General features: G+C 62.1%; 14 protein-coding genes. 4 read left to right on the top strand and 10 right to left on the bottom strand.

Annotated features, from left to right (window positions below; genetic code table 11):
• Nucleotides 1-42: 42 nt before the first annotated feature.
• The 4 genes from speB to IZ6_RS08130 form a co-directional block, all read right to left on the bottom strand.
• Entirely contained in the window at nucleotides 43-1,026 is a 984-nt protein-coding gene (speB, locus tag IZ6_RS08145; protein ID WP_222874578.1) for an agmatinase, read from the bottom strand.
• A 401-nt stretch (nucleotides 1,027-1,427) separates the two neighbouring features.
• Nucleotides 1,428-1,904 carry a 30S ribosomal protein S9 gene (gene rpsI / locus IZ6_RS08140; protein WP_222874577.1) on the bottom strand — a complete coding sequence of 159 codons (477 nt, stop codon included), beginning with the start codon at nucleotides 1,902-1,904 and terminating at the stop codon, nucleotides 1,428-1,430.
• A 4-nt stretch (nucleotides 1,905-1,908) separates the two neighbouring features.
• Nucleotides 1,909-2,370, bottom strand: a complete 462-nt coding sequence (gene rplM / locus IZ6_RS08135) for a 50S ribosomal protein L13 (protein ID WP_222874576.1) — start codon at nucleotides 2,368-2,370, stop codon at nucleotides 1,909-1,911.
• A 162-nt stretch (nucleotides 2,371-2,532) separates the two neighbouring features.
• The gene (locus IZ6_RS08130; RefSeq protein WP_222874575.1) at nucleotides 2,533-2,814 is read right to left on the bottom strand and encodes a hypothetical protein; all 282 of its coding nucleotides are present in this window, start codon (nucleotides 2,812-2,814) and stop codon (nucleotides 2,533-2,535) included.
• Between the two features lie 144 nt (nucleotides 2,815-2,958).
• On the opposite strand from IZ6_RS08130, the gene IZ6_RS08125 reads away from it, so the two are divergent.
• The gene (locus tag IZ6_RS08125; protein ID WP_222874574.1) at nucleotides 2,959-3,561 is read left to right on the top strand and encodes a hypothetical protein; all 603 of its coding nucleotides are present in this window, start codon (nucleotides 2,959-2,961) and stop codon (nucleotides 3,559-3,561) included.
• A gap of 23 nt (nucleotides 3,562-3,584) precedes the next feature.
• On the top strand, nucleotides 3,585-4,025 hold the full coding sequence (locus IZ6_RS08120; protein ID WP_222874573.1) for a CoA-binding protein: 441 nt from the start codon (nucleotides 3,585-3,587) through the stop codon (nucleotides 4,023-4,025).
• Between the two features lie 57 nt (nucleotides 4,026-4,082).
• Here IZ6_RS08120 and IZ6_RS08115 read toward each other — a convergent pair whose 3' ends face one another.
• Both IZ6_RS08115 and IZ6_RS08110 read right to left on the bottom strand, forming a co-directional pair.
• Nucleotides 4,083-4,421, bottom strand: a complete 339-nt coding sequence (locus IZ6_RS08115) for a glycine zipper domain-containing protein (RefSeq protein WP_222877476.1) — start codon at nucleotides 4,419-4,421, stop codon at nucleotides 4,083-4,085.
• 73 nt (nucleotides 4,422-4,494) lie between these two features.
• Nucleotides 4,495-6,114, bottom strand: a complete 1,620-nt coding sequence (locus IZ6_RS08110; protein WP_222877475.1) for an EAL domain-containing protein — start codon at nucleotides 6,112-6,114, stop codon at nucleotides 4,495-4,497.
• Nucleotides 6,115-6,252: 138 nt separating this feature from the next.
• Here IZ6_RS08110 and IZ6_RS08105 point away from each other — a divergent pair, with 138 nt between their 5' ends.
• A complete protein-coding gene (locus tag IZ6_RS08105; protein ID WP_222877474.1) occupies nucleotides 6,253-7,158 on the top strand; it encodes a sugar kinase in 906 nt (301 codons plus the stop codon).
• 3 nt (nucleotides 7,159-7,161) lie between these two features.
• On the opposite strand, the gene IZ6_RS08100 is transcribed toward IZ6_RS08105, so the two are convergent.
• Both IZ6_RS08100 and aspS read right to left on the bottom strand, forming a co-directional pair.
• The gene (locus IZ6_RS08100; RefSeq protein ID WP_222877473.1) at nucleotides 7,162-9,447 is read right to left on the bottom strand and encodes an NADP-dependent malic enzyme; all 2,286 of its coding nucleotides are present in this window, start codon (nucleotides 9,445-9,447) and stop codon (nucleotides 7,162-7,164) included.
• A gap of 13 nt (nucleotides 9,448-9,460) precedes the next feature.
• Nucleotides 9,461-11,260: an aspartate--tRNA ligase gene (aspS, locus tag IZ6_RS08095; RefSeq protein ID WP_222877472.1), complete on the bottom strand. Its 1,800-nt coding sequence runs from the start codon at nucleotides 11,258-11,260 to the stop codon at nucleotides 9,461-9,463.
• Nucleotides 11,261-11,448: 188 nt separating this feature from the next.
• On the opposite strand from aspS, the gene rnd reads away from it, so the two are divergent.
• Nucleotides 11,449-12,600, top strand: coding sequence for a ribonuclease D (rnd, locus tag IZ6_RS08090; protein WP_222877582.1), 1,152 nt, complete (start codon nucleotides 11,449-11,451; stop codon nucleotides 12,598-12,600).
• A 4-nt stretch (nucleotides 12,601-12,604) separates the two neighbouring features.
• Here rnd and IZ6_RS08085 read toward each other — a convergent pair whose 3' ends face one another.
• Entirely contained in the window at nucleotides 12,605-13,510 is a 906-nt protein-coding gene (locus IZ6_RS08085) for an alpha/beta fold hydrolase (RefSeq protein WP_222877471.1), read from the bottom strand.
• Between the two features lie 83 nt (nucleotides 13,511-13,593).
• Nucleotides 13,594-15,123 carry an exopolyphosphatase gene (ppx, locus tag IZ6_RS08080; RefSeq protein WP_225874042.1) on the bottom strand — a complete coding sequence of 510 codons (1,530 nt, stop codon included), beginning with the start codon at nucleotides 15,121-15,123 and terminating at the stop codon, nucleotides 13,594-13,596.

Below are 15,123 nucleotides of genomic sequence, written 5' to 3'. Positions count from 1 at the left end.
GCTCAGGATGCGCCTGGTAAAATTACTTACAAATGAAATTCTCTAAGGCCGGATAACAGCGCCAGCGTTCTTCCGTGCCGCCAGCAAGCCCAGATAGTACTGAGCGAGCGTCGCTCCCGCGAGCGCTGTAATGCCGGCATGGTCGTAAGGCGGCGAGACCTCGACGACATCGAAGCCCTTGAGGTTCAGGCTCTCAAGCCCGCGCAGTACGGACAGAGCCTCCCGGCTCGAGAGCCCGCCCGAAACCGGCGTGCCGGTGCCGGGCGCAAAGGCCGGGTCCAGGGCATCGATATCGAAGGTGATATAGGCGGGCACGGTGCCGACATGGCTGAGGATCCGGGCGGCGACGGCTTCCGGTCCGAGCTTTGCGGTTTCGAACCCGTTCAGGACCGTGATGCCGTAATCCTTCGGTGCATGTGTCCTTACGCCGACCTGGATGGACTTCTCTGGAAGGATCAGCCCCTCTTTCACAGCCGTCGTGACGAAGGTGCCGTGGTCGATCCGCCCGTCTTCATCGTCCCAGGTGTCCTGGTGCGCATCGAACTGAATGAGCGCGACCGGGCCGCCGATCTTCTTCGTCAGCGCCCGCAGGATCGGCAGGGTGATGAAGTGATCGCCGCCGAGGCTGACGAGATGCGCGCCTGTCGCATAACGCGCCGCCGCCTGCGCTTCGATGGCGGCTGGCGCTTCCTGCGGATAGCCGTAATCGGCGACGGCATCGCCGGTATCGCAGACGCTCATCTTCTCGAAGATATCGAGGCCGAACGGATAGACCGGATCGCCGTCGAGAATGGTCGACGCTTCGCGCAGCGCCCGCGCCCCAAAGCGTGCACCCGGCCGGTTGGAGACGGATGTGTCGAAGGGCACACCCCAGATCGCCACATCGAAGCCAGTGGCATCGCGCGCATAGGTCCGGCGCAGGAACGAAACCACCCCCGAATAGTTGGGCTCCGTGCTCTGTCCGTGACGAAACGACGGATCGAGAGCGCGATCTGTGGGGCGGGGGCTCAGAGGGTCGTGTGACATTTAGGTCTCAATCTCCAGCGCCGTGCGGGCGCGGCATTTCATGCACTTTACCGAATCGTAGGACGACAGGGACACTCTTGTTCTATCGTAACTTTTTGCGGGGGTAATTGAGATGAACCCGACGCAGGCGCAAAGGCGCCTTCTGACTGTCCTCGAAAATGCGAGGGGACGCTGGGTTCCAATGCGCTGGCTCGACACCACGCCATTGCTTCACGAGGACGATTTCCCGGTCATACCAAGTCTGATCGAAAACGGATGGGCAGCTCACAAGCTGCGGTCCATTCAGATCACGGCGGCGGGGGTCTCAGCGCTGAGCGAGATACGGGGCGAAACCCGGTCTGAAAGGTAAAACGAAAAAAGGCGGGCACGAAGCCCGCCTTTTCGTTTGTAGAGGGTCGAGATCAGCGCTTCGAGAACTGGAAGCTCCGGCGAGCCTTTGCCCGGCCGTACTTCTTACGCTCGACGACGCGCGAGTCACGGGTCAGGAAGCCAGCCTTCTTGAGAACGCTGCGCAGTTCCGGCTCGTAATGGGTCAGCGCTTTCGACAGGCCGTGGCGCACAGCACCAGCCTGGCCCGAAAGGCCGCCACCGGCGACGGTGACGCGGATGTCGTACTGACCCGTGCGGTTCGCGATCATCAGCGGCTGCTGCAGGATCATCCGCAGCACCGGACGTGCGAAATACACATCAAGCTCGCGCTCGTTGATCGTGATCTTGCCGGGGCCCGGCTTGATCCAAACGCGGGCAACCGCGTCCTTGCGCTTGCCGGTGGCATAAGCGCGGCCTTCCTTGTCGAGCTTCTGCTCGTAACGCGGAGCTTCCGGGGAAGCGCCGCCAAGCGCGCCCAGGCCTTCGAGAGAGGAAATCGTATCGGCCATCGGCTCAGCTCCGGACGTTCTTCTTGTTCAGAGCGCCGACGTCGAGCGTCTGCGGCTGCTGAGCGGTGTGGGGATGTTCAGCGCCCGGATAAACACGGAGATTGCTGAGCTGCTGGCGACCGAGCGGACCGCGCGGAAGCATGCGCTCCACGGCCTTCTCGATCACGCGGTTCGGGAAGCGGCCGCCGAGGATATTGCCCGCGGTGCGTTCCTTGATGCCGCCCGGATAACCGGTGTGCCAGTAATACTTCTTGTTCTTGAGCTTGTTGCCCGTGAACACGACCTTCTCGGCATTGATGACGATGACATTGTCACCGGTATCGACATGCGGAGTGAAGGTCGCGCGGTGCTTGCCGCGCAGACGCAGCGCCACGATCGAAGCGAGGCGGCCGACAACGAGCCCGGAGGCGTCGATGATGACCCACTTCTTCTCGACCTCGGCGGGTTTGGCCGAAAAAGTAGACATGGATTGGTCCCTGAAAGAGCAATCGGCCGCATTGCGGCGGCCGTTGGCGGAGTATCTACAGGAGCCGGTGGACTAAATCAACGCAATCATGCGCAATAAAGCTATTGAAAATCAATGGCTTATAAAAATGGTATTAAAGCACCCCGCCCCTTGGCGCTGAGTTCAGGCGTTTTCTTCGACGAGATCGCCCCATTCGGGACGCCAATGGCCCTCCGCGTCGATGACGCCGATCCTGTTGCCGTTCTTGCCGGCAAGCGCAATGGCCGAAGCCAGCGCCTGATGAACCCCCAGCGCCCCGTCATGATCGAGTTCGGCCGCTGTGCCGCTGCCGGCAAGGCCGCCCGGGCACGTCACTTCGCCGAGGATGGAGCCGGCATCCTGGGTGATGCGGATTGTGACCTCGCCGTTTTTCGGTTCGGTGCGATTCAAGAAGGTGATGGTCATGCGGGACCTCTTTTCCAAAGAAACGCGCATCAAAAGCCTGCGTTCCATATTCAAGGAGGGTTGCCGACAGCCTCGCGCTTTGCGATCAAGGTGCGCAAGCCGTCATCAAATCCGTGCGGCAGGCGCGGATCCAGGGGCGTTTTCATGTATCGATATGCGTGTGTGTTCGTTGCGTTTGCGGCCGCCGTTTCGCCCGTCCTGGCGCAAGCGCCAGAAAACGCGCCAGGCGTCACCTGGGAGGCGGCGCCGCTTCCGGACGTCAAGCCGGTTCAGATCTCCCTCACCACCGATATGGTCGAGCGCTTTGTCGCGAGCCTCCCGACACTGCTTGCCATGACGCGCGATCTTGACCGCGAGCAGGGCCGTGTCGATCCGACGGCGGCCGAAGAAGATCTCTCTTTCGTCCTCGTACCCTATCTTTTCGATCCGAAAATCGAAGCCCATATAAACGAAAAGCTCGCCGAGTTCGGCTTTGCGTCCTATGCCGAATGGGCCAATGTCGCCCATTCGGTGTCGCTCGTCGAAGAGGCAAGCGATTTTACCGGCGCGATCGATCTTGCGGGCCAGGAACAGGCGGCCCGCGCCGAGATTGAAGCCAACAAGGCGCTGTCGGACGAAGAGCGATCGAAGGCGATCGATGAGTTGAAAAGCCAGTTCGCGGCTCTCGCCGAGTTCGAGCCCCTGCCCGGCAATCGCGAGACCGCGGCGCCCTTTCTTGAACGTCTGCGTGCCGCCCGCGGCCGCTGACGCCGCATTGGAGATGTACATATATGGCGATCGACGGCCTTCAGGATTCCGATATCCGCAATATCTTTGAGAAGGTGCGCACCATCGCGCTGGTCGGCGCGAGCAACAATCCCGAACGCCCGTCAAACTATGTCGGCGCGTTCCTGCAGCAGCACGGCTATCGCGTGATCCCCGTCAATCCCGGCCTTGCCGGCCAGGAGGTCAATGGCGAGAAGGTCTATGCCGCGCTCGCCGATATCCCCGAGAAGATCGACATGGTCGATATCTTCCGCGCCGCCGATGCCGTGCCCGGCATTGTCGATGAGGCGCTGAAGCTTTCGACAAAGCCGCAGGTGATCTGGATGCAGATGGGCATCATCAATCAGGAGGCCGCGGACACCGCGAAGAAAGCGGGCCTGACCGTCGTCATGGACCGCTGCCCGAAAGTCGAGATCCCACGTCTGCAGGCGAAAACGCCGGCGTGATCCGATCGCACAGGCGGTAAAAGAAAAGGCGCTCCGGAGAGCGCCTTTTTTGTTGGCTTAGTAACGGCAATTGTCGCGGGACACCCGCTCGATATGTCCGTTCGGATATTCGAAGTAGCATTTGCCCTTCGACCAGAAATAGGCGCCTTCATAGGACGCATAACGGCCGCGGCGGCGCTCGGAGCGGTCCGCCTGATCGCCGATGATGGCGCCCGCCGCGCCGCCGATAATGGCGCCGGCCGCAGCGCCGCCGGCCTTTCCGGTCGCGGCCCCGCCGATCACAGCACCCGCGCCCGCACCGAGCAGGCCGCCGATGAGCCCGCCGTCTTCGGCCTGTGCCGAATTCATGGTCCCGGCCAGAAGCAGCGCGGCACCGAAAGCAGCAATACGGATCATTCTTTCCCTCTCAATTCTCAACACCCTCGGGTGTTGGCCTTGTCGGCATCAATCGCGGCTTTTTCCGGACATTTCAAGCGGCCTGGACATCGCCGCCGCGAATGGCTTTCCGCACGCGCTCGGGCACGCGCGATTTTATGGGGTCCAGGGTCTGAATCAATTCAAGGTAGAGCGGCCCCGGCAGCGGCGGTGCGAAGACATAGCCCTGCGCGGCGTCCACCCCGTGTTCCTTGAGATAGGCAATCTGCTCGAAGGTCTCGACGCCCTCCGCGACGAACTCGATATTGAGGTCCGCCGCGAGCTTGACCAGCGTGTCGATGATGGCCGTCGAATAGCGGTCGGAGCCGATGGCATCGACGAACATCTTGTCCATCTTCATCTGGTCGACGCCGAGCTTCAGAAGATACGACATGCCGCCATGGCCTGTACCGACATCGTCCAGAGCGATGCGGATGCCGAGCTCCTGCAGTTTGGCGATGATGACGCGCGCTTCGCCGAGATTGGGCAGCGGCTGCCGCTCGGTCACTTCGAGAACGATCTGGTCCATCTTGACCTGTGCGCCCTCGAAAATCTCTTTCATGTCGGAGACGATCTTCAGGCTGCTGAAATGATCGGCAACGAGGTTGAACGACACCTTCAGATGCGGCCTTGCATTATAGGCCGGGCCGAGCTCGTCGCGCGCATGCGCCATCATGCTGCGGGTGATCTCGAAAATCTGCCCGGTGGCTTCGACCATCGGGATGAAAGCCCCCGGCCCGTCGACGCCGCCGCCCGGACGCTTGCGGCGCACCAGCGCCTCACAGCCCAGCAGGCGGCCGGTGCGGATGCACATCAGCGGCTGATAATAGGGGATGAAATCGCCGCGGCGGATGGCGCTCTCAATGGCGCGCACCGGACCCTCTGTATGCCGCGCCACGGCAAGCGCGCCGAGGATCGAGATGAAAGCGAGGACGGCGCCGCCGGCATTTCCCCACAGGAAGAGTTCGCGATAGCTGGCCCAGAGCGAGGCGGACGGGATCGTGACGGCGAGCGTGATCGGGTAGCGGTCGGAGACGGATTGGACGGCGAAGGCGGACACGCCCTCGGTCGGCATCGAACTGCGCGACAGGCGCGCGGCAACGAAACTGCCGTCGACGAGCGAAAGCCGCGAGACGAAATCGGCCTGCATGCGTCCGACGACAATCGCGGGCATCAGCCGGTCGTCGGGAACGAGCAGCGAGACGCGCCAGCCGTCCTCGAACCGGTAGGCGAGCTCGATGGCCTTGGGCCCTTTGTCCGAGCCGTAGTCGACCAGCGTGAATTTCACATTGGCATTGGTCGTGTCGTTTGCCGGGGAAACGTCCCGCACGACGCGCTGGGCGTCCATCGGCGAACAGACCATATTGCCGCGCGGATCCCAGATATTGATCTGGGTAACGAAGGGCGCTTTCAGGATCGCCTGGCCGAGCGCCTGTTTTATTTCGGAATTGCAGGCTTTGTGATCGGATTTCATGGCGAAGCCGACGAGCTGGGTCATGGCTTCGTCGAGTCGCGATTCGGTCAGCCGCAGCATGCTCTTTGCCGCGTCGTCGATATCGACCCGGCCATGGGCGCTGATATGGACCCATAACAGGAGGTTCAGGCCGATCAGCGGCGCAAAGGCAACCGCGCCGGCAAGCAGCACGACCTTCCACCGACGCTTCTGGTTCTTCACCTGGTTTTTCCGATAGCAACGCCCGATACAATAAAGACAAAAGGGCGTTAACCGGGTCTAAATGCCGGCGGCCCGGGATTTGCGTATTACCACGGGTCGGCTCATCCTAAAGGAGGGGCCTGGGGCAAGGAGCTGTCTATGCAGGCGCTGTTCATCGGCCATACCTATATCGACGTGACCTTCATTTGCGGTCACTTCCCGACCGGCGATGAAAAGACACTGGCCGACGATTACGCCGTCTCCTTCGGCGGCAATTCCGTCACGGCCGCCTTCTGCTGCGCCAAACTCGGTATCGTGCCGGACCTGTTGACGACGATGGGCGATGACTGGCTGTCGCGCATGTTCCGCGACATGGCCTCCAAATATTCAATCCCGTTGCATTCGCGGAAGGTGAAGGAGGCCTCGCTGTCCTTCATCATGCCGAACAACGGCAAGCGCGCCATTGTCCGCTGCCGCGACGACGATCATCTCCACCCCTTCCCGGCTCTCAACCTCAATGGCTGCCGGGCGCTGCATCTCGACGGCCATCAGCCGGATGCGGCTTTGCACTATGCCAAGCTCTGCCGCGAGAGCGGCATCCTGACCTCGCTCGACGGCGGCGCCGTGCGCGAGAACACCGATGAGCTCTTGCGCTATATCGATGTGGCGGTCGTCTCCGAGCGCATGTGCGAGCAGATGTCGCTCTCACCGCATGAGATGCTGGATTATCTGAAATCGCGCGGCTGCAAGATCGGCGCGGTGACGCTCGGCGAGCGCGGGGTCGTCTGGTACGACGAGAAAGGCGCGCCGCGGGAAATGGCGGCTTTGGCGGTGCCGTTCGAGCGTGTCGTCGACACCAATGGCGCCGGCGACATCTTCCACGGCTCCTATCTGTATTCCTGGCTTGCCCGCCCTTACGCGCCCTGGGCCGATCATTTCACGTTTGCACGCTCGGCCTCGGCCTATTCGGTCCAGCACCTTGGCATCGAGGAAAGCCTGCCGAGTTTGCAGGACGTCGAATACACGACGCGCATGTTCAAGGAATCCGTGCAGAAGGCGAGCTGACGCTTAGAGCGCTTCGTTCGCCTGCATCGCCGCAATTGCCGTCACGTTGACAAGGCCGCGCGCCGTCGTCGTTGAGGTGACGATCTGGGCAGGCTTTGCCGCGCCAACGAGGATCGGGCCGACGGGAAGCGAATTGTCCATGGCCGCGACGAGCTGCGAGGAAATCTTCGCAGCATCGAGATCGGGCATCAGCAGAAGATTGGCCTCGCCCTTCAGACGTGAATTCGGCAGCACGCGATTGCGGAATTCTTCCGACAGCGCGAGATCGGCGTTCATTTCACCGTCGACTTCGAGCTCCGGATGCTTGGCATGGAGAATATCCAGCGCCGCGCGCATGCGCCGCGAGGATTCCGAGCCGCGCGAGCCGAAATTGGCGTGGCTGAGCAGCGCGATCTTCGGCTCGAGACCGAAGCGGCGTACGACATCGGCGCCGAGCAGAGCCTTTTCGGCAATCTGTTCGGGCGTCGGATCGAGCGTCACATAGGTATCGCCGATGAACAGCGCGCCGCGGCTGGTGATCAGCAGCGAATAGGCCGAAAAATCCGAGACGCCCTTGGTCTTGCCGATGACGTCGTCGATGGTCGTCAGATGGTTGGGATAGCGGCCTTCGAGACCGCAGATCATCGCATCCGCATCGCCGCGCAGAACGGACAGCGCCGCGATGACTGTTGAGTCCGTGCGGACGATCGTGCGGGCAAGATCGGGCGTTACGCCGCGGCGGCCGGCGCGCTCCAGATAAAGCGCGACGTAATCGCGATAGCGTGGATCGTCTTCCGGGTTCACGACATCGAAATGCTTGCCCTGGCTGATCGACAGGCCGAAGCGCTTGAGGCGTGTTTCGATGACGGACGGACGGCCGATGAGGATCGGCTTTGCAAGCCCCTCCTCGATGACAACCTGCGCGGCGCGCAGCGTGCGTTCGTCTTCGCCTTCGGCGTAGATCACCCGCTTCAGGCTCTCGCGCGCTGCCGCAAAGACCGGCTTCATGACAAAGCCGGAGCGATAGACGAAGCGGGTCAGGCGATCCTGATAGGCATCGAAATCTTCGATCGGTGCGCGGGCAACGCCGCTCTCCATCGCGGCGCGGGCAACCGCCGGCGCGATGCGCAGGATGAGACGCGGATCGAACGGATTGGGAATGAGGCTCGCCGGGCCAAAGCCCACTGTCGAATCGACGCCGACAGCACGCGCGACGACATCGCTTGAAGCTTCGCGGGCAAGGCCAGCAATGGCTTTCACCGCCGCCTGCTTCATCTCTTCATTGATCTGCGAGGCGCGCACATCGAGCGCGCCGCGGAAGATGAAGGGGAAGCAGAGAACATTGTTCACCTGGTTCGGGAAGTCCGAACGCCCGGTGCAGATCATCGCGTCGGGCCGCGTCGCGCGGGCGAGATCGGGCATGATTTCCGGATTGGGATTTGCGAGCGCAAGGATCAGCGGATCCTTCGCCATGCCTTTCAGCATGTCCGGCGTCAGCACATTGCCGGCCGAAACGCCGAGAAATACGTCCGCACCCGGAATGACATCGGCGAGTTTGCGCGCGGTGGTCTTCTGCGCATAGGCGGAATTCCACGGATTCATCAGCTTTTCGCGGCCCTCATAGATCACGCCTTCGAGGTCCGTCGCCCAGATGTTTTCACGCTTGGCGCCCATCGAGACGAGAAGATTGAGGCAGGCGATGGCCGCAGCGCCCGCACCCGAGGTCACAATCTTCACCTTGTCGAGTTTCTTGTTGGCAAGCTCGAGCGCATTGACGATAGCGGCGGCGACAATGATCGCCGTACCGTGCTGATCGTCGTGAAAGATTGGAATATTGGCGCGCGCTTTCAGCTTCTCTTCGATCTCGAAGCATTCCGGCGCCTTGATGTCTTCGAGATTGATACCGCCGAAGGTCGGTTCGAGCGCAGCGACGACATCGACCAGCTTGTCCGGGTTGGTCTCGTTCACTTCGATGTCGAACACATCGATGCCGGCGAATTTCTTGAAGAGGACGGCCTTGCCTTCCATCACCGGCTTGGAGGCCAGCGCACCGATATTACCGAGACCGAGAACGGCGGTGCCGTTTGAGATCACGCCGACAAGGTTCTGACGAGCGGTCAGCTCCCAGGCGGTTTCCGGATTCTCGGCGATCTCCGTGCAGACGGCGGCAACGCCGGGCGAATAGGCGAGCGCCAGATCGCGCTGCGTGCCGAGCGGCTTGGTCGCCTGAATTTCAAGCTTGCCGGGTTTGCCCTGGCGATGAAATGCGAGGGCAGCTTTGCGGAGTTCGTCGGTGAGGTTCGAGGACATTTTCGCTGTCTGTTCAGCCCGCTTTGGGCTCCGGTAGATTCACGCGCAGATGCAGTTCGCGCAACTGTTTGGGGGTTGCAGCCGCCGGCGCACCCATCAGGATGTCTTCGGCGCGCTGGTTCATCGGGAAGAGCGCCACTTCGCGCAGATTATCGACGCCGCAGATCAGCATCACGACGCGGTCGACACCGGCCGCCATGCCGCCATGCGGCGGGGCGCCATACTGGAACGCGCGGTACATGCCGCCGAAGCGCTCGACCACCGTATCCTCGCCATAGCCCGCCAGCTCGAACGCCTTGATCATCGTCTCTGGACGATGATTGCGGATGCCGCCCGAGGCGATCTCATAACCGTTGCAGACGACATCGTATTGAAACGCCTTGATGGTCAGCGGGTCCTGACCGTTCAGCGCTTCAAGACCGCCCTGCGGCATGGAGAAGGGATTGTGCGAGAAGTCGATCTTCTTCTCGTCCTCATTGTATTCGTAGAATGGAAAATCGACGATCCAGGCGAGCTCGAACCGGTCCTTGTCGATGAGGTTTAGTTCTTCGCCGATGCGGTCGCGCGCAAGGCCCGCAAGCTTTGCCGCCTTGTCCGCCGAACCCGCCGAGAAGAAGACCGCGTCCCCTGCTCCGATACCGACGGTCGAGGCGATGGACGCCAGAACATCCGCCGGAATGAACTTGGCGATCGGGCCCTTGCCCGTCAGAACGCCGCTCTCATCGTCGAACACGATATAGCCGAGGCCCGGCGCGCCTTCGCCGCGCGCCCAATCGTTCAGCTTGTCGAAGAACGAGCGTGGCTGCGTTGCGGCGCCGAGCGCCGGAATGGCGCGCACCACGCCGCCGCCGGAAACGACATTCTTGAAGGCGTTGAACGTCACGTCCTCGCGCGTGAAGAACGCGCTGACATCGGCGATAACCAGCGGGTTGCGCAGGTCCGGCTTGTCGGAGCCGTATTTCAGCATGGCTTCCGCATAGGGGATGCGCGGGAACTGCTTGGTGACGGGTTTGCCTTCGGCAAACTCTTCGAAGATGCCGCGCAGCACCGGCTCCATGGTCGAGAATACGTCTTCCTGCTCGACAAAGCTCATTTCGAGATCGAGCTGGTAGAACTCGCCCGGCAGGCGGTCGGCGCGGGGATCTTCGTCGCGGAAGCACGGCGCGATCTGGAAATAGCGGTCAAAGCCGGCGACCATCAGGAGCTGCTTGTACTGCTGTGGCGCCTGCGGCAGCGCATAGAACTTGCCGGCGTGAATACGCGACGGGACGAGGAAGTCGCGCGCCCCTTCCGGCGAAGAGGCCGTCAGGATCGGCGTCGCAAATTCGGTGAAGCCCGCTTCCGTCATCCGGCGGCGCATGGCCGAGACGACGCGGGTGCGGGTCATGATGTTCTTGTGCAACGTCTCGCGGCGCAAGTCGATGAAGCGATAACGAAGCCGGACGTCTTCCGGATAGTCCGGCTCGCCGAAGACCGGCAGCGGCAGCTCGCCCGAAGGCCCGAGGATTTCGACGCCCTTGATGAACAGCTCGATCTGGCCGGTCGGCAGATCGGTGTTCTCGGTGCCTGCCGGACGCTTGCGGACCTCGCCCTCGAACCGGACGACCCATTCGGACCGGACCTTTTCCACGTCCTTGAAGCCGGCCGAATCCGGGTCGGCGACACACTGGGTCAGGCCGTAATGGTCGCGCAGATCGATAAACAGCACGCCGCCATGGTCGCGGATGCGGTGCACCCAGCCGGAAACCCGCACGGTTTTGCCGATATGCTCCTCACGGAGCTGGCCGCAGGTATGGGTGCGGTAGCGATGCATCGTATTGAAAACCCTACAGAAATCTAAATTGGGGCGATTTTGTCAGCGGCCATGGGCTGCGACAGTCGACAGGGCGGACAAACCGCACGCCAAAACCTCTTTTGTCAACTCAGGCGGCAGCTTGCCCGCGGCAAATTGGATATGCCTCAATGGTCGTGCGCGGGCCCCGAGTCGGTTATATGGCGGGCATGATCCTGACCAGTACTGAGGATTTGAAGGCCGCCTGCCAGCGGCTGGCTAAATCCGATTTTGTCACCGTCGACACCGAATTCCTCCGCGAAACGACCTTCTGGCCGAAACTCTGCGTCATCCAGCTTGCCGATGACGATGAGGCCTTTGCCGTCGACGCCCTGGCCCCCGGCATCGATCTGAAGCCCCTCTTCGACCTTATGGCGAACGAGAAGGTGCTGAAGGTCTTCCATGCCGGCCGCCAGGACATCGAAATCATGTGGCATCTGGCCAAGCTGATCCCGCATCCGGTCTTCGACACGCAGATCGCCGCGATGGTGCTCGGCTATGGCGAGAGCATTTCCTACGATCAGCTCGTCCAGCGCATTACCGGCACCCAGCTCGACAAGTCTTCGCGCTTCACCGACTGGAGCCGCCGCCCCTTGAGCGAGGCCCAGATCACTTATGCGCTGGCGGACGTCACGCATCTGCGTCCGGTCTATCGCCGTCTTGCCGAAGATCTTGAGAAGCGCGGCCGCGCCGCCTGGGTGTTCGAGGAAATGGAAATCCTGACCTCGGCCGACACTTATCGTCAGGCGCCGGAGGATGCGTGGAAGCGCATCAAGGCGCGCCTCCGCAAGCCGAAAGAAATCGGCGTGCTGATGGAGATCGCCGCCTGGCGCGAAAACGAAGCGCAGACGCGCGATGTGCCGCGCTCGCGCATCATCAAGGACGAGATCCTCGCCGAGATCGCATTGCGCAGTCCCGCGACTGTTGAGGCGCTCGGCTCGCTGCGCGGACTGCCCAATGGTTTCGAGCGCTCGAAGGCCGGCACGGAAATCGTTGCTGCTGTGAAGCGCGGCTTGGCGAAAGATCCCGCCACCCTGCCCCGCATCGAACGCGACCGTCCGCCGCCGAACGGCGCGGGCGCGACCGTCGAACTGCTCCGCGTTCTTCTGAAGATGATTTCGGAGAAGGAAGGCGTCGCGCCGAAAATTCTCGCGACCACCGACGATCTCGAACAGATCGCCGCGAGCGATGAGGCGGATGTGCCGGCGCTGCACGGCTGGCGGCGCGAACTGTTCGGCGAAAAGGCGCTCGGCCTCAAGCGCGGCGAAATCGCGCTCGGGCTTCGCAAAGGCCGCGTCAGTGCGGTCGAGGTGAAGAGCTAATTCGTTAGCCGAAAAACTTCACGAGCGCCGGGACCACCTGTTCCGGCGCTTCATCGATCAGCCAATGGCCTGAGCCTTTGACGATGATGCCTTCGACATTGTCATCGACGAGACGTCCCTGATCGATCAGGAACTGGCCGCCGGCTTTCTCGCCCGAGAGAACCAGCATAGGCATGGGCAGTTTGGTTTTGGCGAACTCGGAGAAATCCTTCGAGTCTTGTTCGAAATTGCGGAAGATTTCAAAACCGGCCCGCATCGCGCCCGGCTGAGCGTAAGCCGCCGTGTAGAACTGGCGATCGGCTTCCGACACCGAATGCGCCGGGTCTGCCGCAAAATCATTCCAGAAATGCTCGAAGTAAATACGCTCGCGTCCATCGACGAGCGCCAGCGGCGTCTTACCGTAGAAATGGAAGTGCCAGAGATCGCGCAACAGCCAGACCTTGGTCCAGTCGCCGACACCCGGAAGAAAGGCGTCCATCAGCGCGATCTTCTTCACCTCAGTTGGATATTGCGCGGCGTAAGCGTAGGCGACCATCAGACCGATATCGTGACCGGCAACGCCGATCTTGTCGTAGCCGAGCGAGGCCATCAGTGCGTGAACGTCCTGAGCGAGCGACTTCTTGTCGTATCCCGTCTCGGGTTTGTCCGACTGACCGAAGCCGCGCAGATCGGGCGCGATGACGGTGTGCGTTTTGGAAAGCTCGGCAATAGCGGGCAGCCACATATGGCTGTTCTGGGCATAGCCATGGAGAAGCAGCACCGGGTCGCCTTTGCCGGCGATGAGATAGTGCAGCTTGACGCCGTTCACCTCGGCAAAGCGGCTTTCCGGGGCGGACTGCGCGGATGCGGAAAATGCGGCCACGACAACCGAAACAGCGGCAATGCTCAGCGCCGCAAACATATTCCGCATGGATTGTACTCCCAAAGCTGAAAACCAGCCTTTGGGAGCCTTACGCTCAATTCACGCGCAGGGCCACGTCAGTGCGGTTGAGGCTACGCCACCTCGACGACCGGCTCCTTGCCGATGAGGCGCGCCATCTGGCGCACGCGATTGCCAAGCCGCTCGCCGGCAAGATCGGCGAGATCTTCCGGCAGGCGAAGGACGAGCTTGTCCTTTTCGACGGTGAGGCTCGTGCGCGGCAGGATGTTCGGCATGGACGCCGAGACGAGATAGGCGACGCGCATGGCGGCGCCGAGAAGCCGTGCGCGTTCGACGAGGATTTCCGAGGCGAGTTTTTTCAGCTCCGGCCCCATGCCGTCTTCGCGCAGGCCTTCATGGCGGTAATAGATCGCCATAGCGAGATAGGCTCTACCCGGATGATCGACGCCGACAAAGGCCGCATTGGCGATGATGTTGAGGCCCTGCTCGCCGCGATAATCGGGATGGGCGCGCCAGCCGATATCGGCAAGATGGCACGCGGCATGGCGCAGGCGCGTATCGCCTGCGTTTTCCGGAATGCCGAAGCTTTCCATGAAACGATCGGTCCAGTCGACAAGCTCAAACCCGTGTTTGGGCGAACGCGAACGCAAAACGCTGAGTTCGGCGGAGGCGGCGATGAGCGGATCTTCGGCCTGCTGCTCCGCGTCAAGCAGTTCGTAGAGAAGCCCCTCGCGCACGCCGAGCGCCGAGAGCACGACATTTTTCGGCTTCATCGTCGTGATGATGTATTCGAGCACGAGCGCGCCATAGGCGAGCAGCGGACGGCGCTCGCTCGGAACGCTGGCAATGCCCGGCAGCGTCTCGGCATCGACACGCAGAATGCGGCGGCAGAGCGTCAGCGCTTCTTTCGCCGGGATCGTATAGGCGTGCATGACGCGCAGCGGGTATTTCTTCTGCGTCATGTGCAGACGCGCCAGCGAACGCCAGGTGCCGCCGACGGCGTAGAAATCGAGGCCTTCAAGCGCTTTCAGCCCCGGCACATCGCCGATGGCGTTCTTGACGACCTTCTCGGCCTTTTTCAGCGAGCCGGAAGATACGTCCTGCAGCGCAAGACCGCCGAGGGGCAGCGTGACGCCCTGGCCGATTTCAGTGCCCTTGACCGGAACAAGCTCAAGGCTGCCGCCGCCAAGATCGCCGACAAGCCCATTTGGCTGGAAGATGCCGGAAATGACGCCGAGCGCCGACAGATGCGCCTCGCGCTTGCCGGACAGAAGCTCGATCTCGGCGCGGCAGATGGCGCGCGCATTGTTCAGAAAGTCGCGGCCATTGGCGGCATCGCGCGCGGCGGCCGTCGCTAGGACGCGCACATCCTCGACCTTCATCACATCGCAGAGCGCACGGAAGCGGCGCAGCGCACCGAGCGCCTTGTTGACGGCGCCATCCGTCAGACGGCCCGTGGTGGCGACGGCGCGGCCAAGGCCGCACAGAACCTTTTCGTTGAAGATCGGCGTCGGCGAGCGCTGCAGCCCGTCATAGACGACAAGACGCACTGAGTTGGAGCCGATATCGATAACCGCCATCGCCGGTCCGTTGCGTAAACGGCCGCGGGCTTCCTCGGCTTCGAGGGCCAATCCCTTCAGCAT

The organism is Terrihabitans soli, assembly GCF_014191545.1.
Taxonomy (GTDB): domain Bacteria; phylum Pseudomonadota; class Alphaproteobacteria; order Rhizobiales; family Methylopilaceae; genus Flaviflagellibacter; species Flaviflagellibacter soli.
Note: the sequence above shows the minus strand (reverse complement) of the source record. Positions and strands in the feature narration are given on the sequence as shown.

Coding starts and splice junctions, on each gene's coding strand:
- IZ6_RS08115 (WP_222877476.1), bottom strand. CDS start 4,421: ATGATCCGTATTGCTGCTTTCGGTGCCGCGCTGCTTCTGGCCGGGACC.
- rplM (WP_222874576.1), bottom strand. CDS start 2,370: ATGTCTACTTTTTCGGCCAAACCCGCCGAGGTCGAGAAGAAGTGGGTC.
- IZ6_RS08130 (WP_222874575.1), bottom strand. CDS start 2,814: ATGACCATCACCTTCTTGAATCGCACCGAACCGAAAAACGGCGAGGTC.
- IZ6_RS08085 (WP_222877471.1), bottom strand. CDS start 13,510: ATGCGGAATATGTTTGCGGCGCTGAGCATTGCCGCTGTTTCGGTTGTC.
- IZ6_RS08105 (WP_222877474.1), top strand. CDS start 6,253: ATGCAGGCGCTGTTCATCGGCCATACCTATATCGACGTGACCTTCATT.
- aspS (WP_222877472.1), bottom strand. CDS start 11,260: ATGCATCGCTACCGCACCCATACCTGCGGCCAGCTCCGTGAGGAGCAT.
- rpsI (WP_222874577.1), bottom strand. CDS start 1,904: ATGGCCGATACGATTTCCTCTCTCGAAGGCCTGGGCGCGCTTGGCGGC.
- IZ6_RS08125 (WP_222874574.1), top strand. CDS start 2,959: ATGTATCGATATGCGTGTGTGTTCGTTGCGTTTGCGGCCGCCGTTTCG.
- IZ6_RS08100 (WP_222877473.1), bottom strand. CDS start 9,447: ATGTCCTCGAACCTCACCGACGAACTCCGCAAAGCTGCCCTCGCATTT.
- rnd (WP_222877582.1), top strand. CDS start 11,449: ATGATCCTGACCAGTACTGAGGATTTGAAGGCCGCCTGCCAGCGGCTG.
- IZ6_RS08120 (WP_222874573.1), top strand. CDS start 3,585: ATGGCGATCGACGGCCTTCAGGATTCCGATATCCGCAATATCTTTGAG.
- speB (WP_222874578.1), bottom strand. CDS start 1,026: ATGTCACACGACCCTCTGAGCCCCCGCCCCACAGATCGCGCTCTCGAT.
- ppx (WP_225874042.1), bottom strand. CDS start 15,123: ATGCTGAAGGGATTGGCCCTCGAAGCCGAGGAAGCCCGCGGCCGTTTA.